At 59.5% G+C, this 6,549-nt stretch carries 8 protein-coding genes; 2 read left to right on the top strand and 6 right to left on the bottom strand.

Features of this window, described 5'->3' with window-relative positions; genetic code table 11:
- Nucleotides 1-50: 50 nt before the first annotated feature.
- From ACRDT3_RS11140 to ACRDT3_RS11120, 5 genes are all read right to left on the bottom strand, one after another.
- On the bottom strand, nt 51-941 hold the full coding sequence (locus tag ACRDT3_RS11140; RefSeq protein ID WP_431493032.1) for a DUF4031 domain-containing protein: 891 nt from the start codon (nt 939-941) through the stop codon (nt 51-53).
- A 43-nt stretch (nt 942-984) separates the two neighbouring features.
- Nucleotides 985-1,284 (bottom strand): WXG100 family type VII secretion target, encoded by a 300-nt coding sequence (locus ACRDT3_RS11135; protein WP_431493031.1) that lies wholly within the window; start codon nt 1,282-1,284, stop codon nt 985-987.
- A 102-nt stretch (nt 1,285-1,386) separates the two neighbouring features.
- Entirely contained in the window at nt 1,387-2,925 is a 1,539-nt protein-coding gene (locus ACRDT3_RS11130) for an ATP-binding protein (protein ID WP_431493030.1), read from the bottom strand.
- Between the two features lie 52 nt (nt 2,926-2,977).
- Complete coding sequence (locus tag ACRDT3_RS11125; protein WP_105659125.1) at nt 2,978-3,685, bottom strand: response regulator transcription factor; 708 nt, start codon at nt 3,683-3,685, stop codon at nt 2,978-2,980.
- A 58-nt stretch (nt 3,686-3,743) separates the two neighbouring features.
- Nucleotides 3,744-3,962, bottom strand: coding sequence for a hypothetical protein (locus ACRDT3_RS11120; protein ID WP_431493029.1), 219 nt, complete (start codon nt 3,960-3,962; stop codon nt 3,744-3,746).
- Between the two features lie 253 nt (nt 3,963-4,215).
- Between ACRDT3_RS11120 and ACRDT3_RS11115 the strand changes: the two genes are divergently transcribed.
- Nucleotides 4,216-4,599 carry a cold-shock protein gene (locus ACRDT3_RS11115; protein ID WP_431493028.1) on the top strand — a complete coding sequence of 128 codons (384 nt, stop codon included), beginning with the start codon at nt 4,216-4,218 and terminating at the stop codon, nt 4,597-4,599.
- A 3-nt stretch (nt 4,600-4,602) separates the two neighbouring features.
- On the top strand, nt 4,603-5,211 hold the full coding sequence (locus tag ACRDT3_RS11110; RefSeq protein ID WP_431493027.1) for a DUF3027 domain-containing protein: 609 nt from the start codon (nt 4,603-4,605) through the stop codon (nt 5,209-5,211).
- Nucleotides 5,212-5,286: 75 nt separating this feature from the next.
- Here the strand turns inward: ACRDT3_RS11110 and serC are convergent, their stop codons facing one another.
- Nucleotides 5,287-6,408 carry a phosphoserine transaminase gene (gene serC, locus ACRDT3_RS11105; protein ID WP_431493026.1) on the bottom strand — a complete coding sequence of 374 codons (1,122 nt, stop codon included), beginning with the start codon at nt 6,406-6,408 and terminating at the stop codon, nt 5,287-5,289.
- Nucleotides 6,409-6,549: the final 141 nt, after the last annotated feature.

Genomic DNA, 6,549 nt, shown 5'->3' with positions numbered 1-6,549 from the left:
CTTTCGAAGGATCCGGGCCATCGGCCGTTTAACTGGGGGCAAGCGTTGTACTACAGCCAGCTCTGCAACAGATCCAGCTCGGTGCTCAGATTATTTCGAGCGCTCTGCTCCCAGCGCTGATATCCGGCTGGGGTACCGTAGATCAGTTCTTTCTCTAGCAACCCCGTAAGGATCTTGCTGCGCCCGGAAGCAAGCACATGGCGAGGGAGATGCCCATACTCTTTGTAGACCGCCTCTGCATAGCGCTGATAGGCCGGAGCGGGGCGGGCTAGGACCTCCAGATCGGCATCGCAGAGTACATGGCCCAGGCGATCGGTTTCGGCCGGGGCGTGCTTGGCGGTGAGCATGACCAGTTCGCTGACCTTCGAGACCGCACCGGGGGAAAGGACTCCCCAAAGCCGTTCACGGGCCAAGATGGCCGACTTGAATTCGTCTTCGCTGGTTCCCTCGTAAACGGCATCGTGGAACCACGCAGCTAGTTGAAGCAGCATGAGCTCTTCGGGATCGGCATGGTCTTCAGCCAGCCAGTCGACGGCTTCAAGCACCGAGAGCAGATGCACCCGGTCATGGTAGTGGCGATGGCTCTCGGACCAATACCCCAACAGCTCGGTTCCGAGCTGAGGCTCGGTAGGCAAGGTACGGGACCAACGGCGGGAGAGGATCGCTCCCAGCTTCTCCGGACGGTATTTGGCTGGTATCCGAATCCCGGACTTAACCAGCGCGCGGACCAGCTCGGATCCGGAGACTTCAAGGGCGCCAGCTGCAACTAGCCGATCGTAGCGTTCGAGAGGCACATCGTAGTGGTCCCGGTCGAAAGCGCGGCGAGAGATTTCTTGTTGCCCGGCGAACTGATGCAGTTCGGCCAATGAAGTATCCGACACCAAGTGGGCAAAGAGCGTGCCGTGGGCAGGCCAGCGCGGCGGGTCGATCAGAATGCTCATAAGGCTAAGCCTACTGATCAACCGGCCGTTGCGCTTGTGCTTTTCAGTATCGGAACAGCGAGGTGTTGACCTGTTCGACCTCTTCGTACTGCATGGAGGCGTGGTTCAGTGCCGTGGCAATGCTGCTCAGTGCCTCTTCGATCTGCACATGGGTTGACCGCCATTCGGCCACGATCGATTGGAAGGAGGCCGCCGCGGAACCCTGCCAGGTGCTTTGCAGCTGGTCCAGGTTCATCTGCATGGTCGAGACTTCATTGCGCAGCCGGTCAATGGTGTTCATGACGGCCTGGGATTTAACCTGCATTTCGCCGGTGTTGGTGGAGAACGTACTCACTGAAATCATCCTTTCTAAAATGAGCGGTTTGATCACTGATGCACTCACCTTAGAAACACCACACCCCGTGCTGGGCAAAGCCGGCACGGGGTGTGGAGAAGATCAACGAAGCTAGTCTTCTGTATCGTCGACTTCCGGTGCTTTCGGTTCGCGAAGCGGTACGTAGGGCATCGAGATGGACATCGTTGCGCCGCCGCCAGGGGTATCTGCCAACGCCACCGAACCACCATGCTGCTGGACGATGGCCGCAACAATGGCCAAGCCCAGACCGGAACCGCCGGTCTCGCGTTGGCGCGAGCTATCGGAGCGGTAAAAGCGTTCAAAGATGCGCTTGGAATCCTCGGCCGGGATACCCGGGCCGTGGTCACGAATTTCAACGACAGCGTCCAACGTTCCAGCCACCAATGAACGCACACCGACGGCAATTTCCAGTGGGGAACCTTCCGGGGTGTAGCGCAGCGCGTTGGTGAGCAGGTTGGCAATGATCTGCCGGATACGGGCATCATCACCGACGGTGCTCGCTGGGCTTGGGCGTTCGGACACGAGCCCCACAAGTTTTACGGTACGGTCCGGCGCGCGGACCTTGGTGTCTTCCACCGCGTCCTGGCCGAGGACCAGCAAATCCACTGGCTGTTTTTCCATGGGGCGTTGCTCATCCAGGCGGGCGAGCATCAAGAGGTCTTCAACCAGGCGGGCCATGCGCTTGGATTCGCTTTCGATACGGCCCATCGCCGAGTCCATGGCCTCGGGATCCGCAAGCCCGCCGTAGCGGTAGAACTCCGAGTAGCCCTGGATGGTTACCAACGGGGTACGCAGCTCATGCGAGGCGTCCTGGATGAAGCGGCGCATCTTCTGCTCGGAAGCTTCACGGTCGTTGAACGCTTTTTCAATTTGGGCCAGCATGGCGTTGAGCGAGCGCGAGAGCCTGCCCACTTCGGTCTCTGCAGGATAGTCCTTCACGCGCTGGGACAGATCGCCATCGGCGATCATCGAGGCAGTGCGCTCCACATTGATCAGCGGCTTGAGCGAACGCCCGGTGAGCCCGTAGGCGATCATCGACATCAGCAGGGCCGCAAGCGTGCCGGTGGAGAGCACCAGCACCGCAGTTTGGCGTACGGTACGGTTCACATTGTCCAGCGGCATGGACAAGAACAGGTTCAGCTCGCTGCTCTTCAACGGGATCATGACCGTACGCCAACCAGCGGAAGTGGGGAAAGCGCCGGGGACCGTGGCAGGGGAGTTCGGGTGGGCTGCCAGCTGCTGGATCTGCTCCATATTAAGCAGCGGCAGGTCCGTGCCGTTGGAAGGACCGACCCGCGAACGCGGCATCACGTAAACGATCTCGCCGTCCTGGTCGCGAATGTCAGCGTAGGCGCTGCTGAGCCCGAGCAGCGTGGCATCGACATCCAAGGCATCATGGCTGCCGTTGTCCTCGTTCAGGGAGTAGAGGTAGGCCTTGTTGAGCCCATAAGCCATCGTCGACTTGGACACGTTCAGCTGCTTGTCGATCTGGCTGGTCATCGCGATCCTCAGCGTGTGCGCCGAGCCGATGGCGGTAGCGAAGATCGCGACGATCATCAGTCCAAACATGACCGTGACCAGTTTGGTCCGCAACGAGGTGCGACGCCACTGGGCTCGAAATGACTTCATATGCTGACTTTACAAGGCCTTCAATTATTGGCGCGGACCGTTACGTGTGCCGTTAGCGGCGGTCTGGGGTGCGCATCAGGTAGCCGACACCGCGCTTGGTCTGGATCAGTGCAGGCCATTCTGGGCGGTCGACCTTGCGACGCAGGTAGGAAATGTAAGACTCCACGATCGAGGCATCGCCGTTGAAGTCGTATTCCCAGACATGATCCAAGATCTGCGACTTGGACAGTACGCGGTTCGGGTTCATCATCAGGTAACGCAGCAGCTTGAACTCGGTGGGGGAAAGGTCTATGATCTCCCCGGCGCGGCGCACCTCATGGGCGTCGTCATCCAGCTCAAGGTCGGCAACGATAATGGTCGCGTTCTCGTCCTCGCCATTGGCGGTACGACGCAGGACAGCTCGGATGCGGGCTACCACTTCATCCAGGCTGAAGGGCTTGGTGACATAGTCATCGCCGCCGACGGTCAGGCCGGTGACCTTGTCGCTGGTGTCGTCGCGCGCGGTCAGGAACAGCACCGGGAAGTGGCGGCCAGCGGCGCGCAGCTTCCGGGTGATGGTGAAACCATCCATGTCCGGAAGCATCACGTCCAGGACAGCCAGGTCCGGTTCCTCGGCTTCAACGGCGGCGAGTGCTTCGCGTCCGTTGGCAGCAGCGACAACTTCGAAGCCTGCAAAGCGCAGGGAAGTGGAGAGCAATTCGCGGATATTTGGCTCGTCATCAACAACGAGAAGTTTTGCCTCAGCAGTTTTTGGACTCATGAACCCCAGTGTGCCGAAGAAGTCTGGGAGTCCGCTGAGTGAACGCTGGGGTAGGTGCCTAGTTTTTTCGGCGTTTGGCGACGTTTCCGAAGACCACGATAGCGGCCAGGATGAATGCCGCTGGCAAGCCCAAGCGCGCAAAGAGCATCAGCAGTGGCGGGATGGCGAGATCCTGGAAGTAGAAGACGAGGGTTCCTACCAGCGCCAAGGCGGAAAGGACGGCGATGATAATCGCCATTCGAGAAAGTACGGTCATGGTTTTGGATGAATCGCTCACGCTACCAAGTTTAGCCTCGGAGCCTTGGGTAACAGGCGGAATGCGAAGAATGGCGGGCAATGATGAATTCACTGGACGAGAGATGACATAATCTTAGATAAAGGACTTGAAGCGATCCAGCAGATTGAGCACCCGGCAAGAAGCACAGATGAATTCCGGCAGTGGCTCCGCTGGATCGCACATATGAATATGCATGGCGCTGAGCAGGCCTCGGCCATGCAGCTTAGTTAAAGAACGAACGAGGTAAGTGATCATGCCTAGCGGCAAGGTTAAGTGGTACGAAAAGGCCAAGGGCTTCGGTTTTATCACCGCCGAAGATGGCAAAGAGATCTACGTCAATGCCGCGGCATTGCCCGAAGGCGTGCATGACCTGCGCCCCGGAACGCGCCTGGAATTCGGCGTTGCCGAAGGCCGTCGCGGCCCACAGGCACTGAGCTTGCGTCTGCTGGAAGCGGCCCCTTCGGTCGCTCGTGCCAAGCGCAAGAAGCCGGAAGCTGAGGCTGTGCTGATCGAAGATCTAATTAAGCTGCTCGACAACGTTTCCAATAGCTTGCGCAATGGGCGTTATCCTGAACAGGCATATGGCAAGAAGGTTGCTACCGTACTTCGTGCGGTAGCCGACGATCTGGACGCATAAATAATGGCCCGTAAACCCAAGTTGGACACCATCCTCGCCGAGGCAGTGGATACTGCTCGCGGCGCGCTCGCAGAAATTGCCGGTGCGTCAGAAGTCGGCGAACACCTAGGCGTCACGGCGGAAGGTGAGCGACTTGTCACCCATCGTTTTGTCTCCCATAAGACGGGATATCAAGGATGGACCTGGTTCGCCACCCTTGCGCGGGTGTCACGGGCAAAATCCAAGGACCTGACCGTTTGCGAAGTAGGCATCATTGCAGGGGAGCAGTCACTGCTCGCTCCGGCATGGGTGCCATGGGCGGACCGCCTGGCCAAGGAAGAGATTGAAGCAGCCAATGCTGCCGATGCCGCAGCAGACGTGGCCGGGACCGACGGGGAATCCGAAGGTTCTGAAGCCGCGGAGCCAACCAGGGAGCCGGATTCATCGGATCCAGTCACTGAGGCGCAGGACCTGGATTCCGAAGCCGAAGCGGACGGCACCGAAAATGACGATGATGCCGTGCAGCCCCATAAGTCGCCGGCACGTCGACAGGTACGCCGCCGTCGCACGGCGCAGCGCACCGCAGCCCGTCGCCGGGCAGCGCAGCGCAACCGCACGCGCAAGGAAAACTAGGCAATAGCGACAAAGACCTTCGCACAACGATGATGAATCGCCGTGCGAAGGTCTTTGGCTTTAATCGACGGGTTCTTAGAGCTGCTCGATAACGTAGTCGATGCACTTGAGCAGTGCCTCGACGTCGCTTGGCTCGATCGCAACGAACGTGGCGATACGCAGCTGGTTGCGGCCCAGCTTGCGGTATGGCTCCACATCGACAACGCCGTTAGCGCGCAGTGCCTTGGCAATTGCCGAGGCGTCGACCGAGTCGGCGAAGTCAATGGTGGAGATGACATTCGAGCGGTGCGCTGGGTCGGCCACATAAGGGGAAGCGATCTCGGAAGCCTCGGCCCAAGCCCGGATCTTGCCAGCCGACTGTGCCGTGCGCGCTGCCGCCCACTGCAGGCCGCCGTTGGCATTGATCCACTTGATCTGTGCATCCAGGCCAACAAGAGTGGTCAGCGACGGGGTATTGTAGGTCTGGTTCTTCAAGGAGTTATCCAGCGCGGTCGCCAGGTTCAAGAAGTCAGGGATCCAGCGGTCGGTTGCTGCGATTTCCTCGATGCGGGCAATGGCGGCAGGGGAAACGAAAGCCAGCCACAGGCCGCCGTCGGAAGCGAAGTTCTTCTGCGGAGCGAAATAGTACACATCGGTCTCGGCCAAATCGACGTCCAGGCCGCCGGCGGCGCTGGTGGCGTCGATGACTACCAGTGCATCGTCGTTGGCGCCAGCAACGCGCTTGATCGGTGCCGCAGCACCGGTGGAGGTCTCATTGTGCGGCCACGCGTAGAGGTCTACGTCGGCTTCGGCGACTGGCTCAGGCACGGTGCCCGGCTCGCCGACAATGATGGAGGAAGGTTCCAGGAATGGTGCCTTGTCGGTGGCTTTAGCGAATTTCGAGCCGAATTCACCGAAGGACAGATGCTGCGCCTTGGAACGGACCAGGCTGAATGCAGCGGCATCCCAGAATGCGGTGGATCCACCCACTCCGAGAAGAACTTCGTACCCCTCTGGTGCGCTGAACATTTCCTTCAGTCCGTCCTGCACCGAAGCTACGAGGTTCTTGACCGGAGCCTGGCGGTGGGACGTGCCCAGCAGCTCGGCGCCAGCATCGACGATGGCCTGGATCTGTTCTGCGCGAACCTTGGAAGGTCCTGCACCGAATCGACCATCGGCGGGCAGAAGGTTTTCTGGAATGTTGATATCCGTGCTCATCGCGCTCCTCTTGTAGCGATAGATTGAAGTGCCATAACGGCCACCATTACCCATGGTTTGGAATATTGATAGATAGCCTTGGCGTTTCAATAGATATCTTCGCAAATAGCGGGGGGTCGTGAGAAAAGCGCGTCGGTCGGT

This window comes from Glutamicibacter sp., assembly GCF_050701915.1.
Classification (GTDB): Bacteria; Actinomycetota; Actinomycetes; order Actinomycetales; family Micrococcaceae; genus Glutamicibacter.
This window is presented reverse-complemented; position numbering and strand designations above follow the sequence as displayed.